Here is a 1170-nt window from a genome sequence, read left to right as displayed (position 1 = left end):
ATACCAACCATTGTTTGGCCTGACTCACGGGGTACCCATCGGTTTAAAAATGTGATTCATAGGATGCAGACCATTCTCTGAAGGAGGCATTCTGGATGGGCAGCCCTCTATCCCTGCGTGACGATCATGATAGTTCGGAGTTGCGACGCCTTGCGCGCAGAAGCCGGCATGCGGGTCAGTCGCGTCGCCTGTTGGCGCTTGCGGCGATTTATGATGGCGCCTCGCGCGGCGAGGCGGCCCTGCTTGCGGGGACAGACCGTCAGAGTATCCGTGACTGGGTGCTGCGTTTCAATGCGGATGGCCCGGATGGCCTTGTGGATCGTCATGGCGGGGGACAGAAAGCCCGCCTGACACAGGAGATGCTGTCTGCCTTGAAAACCCGGCTCGAAGAAGGACCCATCCCTGCGGTGCATGGTGTTGTCCGCTGGAGACTGTGTGATCTCTGCGGGTGGCTGCATGAGACCTATGGCGTCAGCCTGTCGGAAACGCGTCTGGGTCAGATCATACGCCGCGAGGGGTTCCGTCTGCTGACAGCCCGGCCACGGCACTATCGCCAGGATACAGAAGCCCAGGACATTTTTAAAAAGAGTTCCCCGGTGTCATGGCGGCGATCAGGTCCAGACATCCCGGAAAAGATATCGAAATCTGGTGGTCTGACGAGGCGCGGATCGGCCAGAAAACGAAGCTGACCCGACGGTGGGCGAAACGGGGCACCCGGCCCCGGGCCGTTGCTGACCTGCGCACCAGATCCGCGTGGATTTTCGGGGCCATCTGTCCTGAAAAGGGAGCGGCCGCAGGCCTCGTGCTCCCTGTCTGCAACCTGCACGGCATGCAGCTCCATCTCGCGGAGATTTCACGCACGGTCGCGCAGGGCGCTCACGCCGTCCTCATTGTGGATCAGGCCGCATGGCATACCAGTCAGAAGCTGGATGTTCCCTACAATATCACCATTCTCCCGCTGCCTCCCCGGGCTCCTGAACTGAACCCGGTGGAAAATCTCTGGCAGTTCCTGCGCAATACATGGCTCTCAAACAGGATCTTCAGAACCTATGACGATATCGTTGATATCGCCTGCCATGCCTGGAACCAGCTCGTCGATCAACCATGGCGCATCATGTCAATCGGACTGCGCAATTGGGCTCATAGGTTATAGCAATCAACGGTTGGTAT

General features: G+C 58.8%; 1 protein-coding gene. It reads left to right on the top strand.

Annotation, left to right across the window (positions count from 1 at the left end; genetic code table 11):
* Positions 1-95: 95 nt before the first annotated feature.
* Positions 96-1153, top strand: a protein-coding gene (locus CDI09_RS17495) for an IS630 family transposase (protein WP_205836580.1) whose coding sequence is annotated in 2 segments (ribosomal slippage) — positions 96-588 and positions 588-1153 — 1059 coding nt in all. Because the reading frame shifts where the segments join, the coding sequence is not laid out codon by codon here.
* Positions 1154-1170 lie beyond the last annotated feature (17 nt).

The organism is Komagataeibacter nataicola (assembly GCF_003207795.1).
GTDB lineage: Bacteria > Pseudomonadota > Alphaproteobacteria > Acetobacterales > Acetobacteraceae > Komagataeibacter > Komagataeibacter nataicola.
The sequence above is the reverse complement of the archived record's forward strand: the minus strand, read 5'-3'. Positions and strand labels throughout refer to the sequence as shown.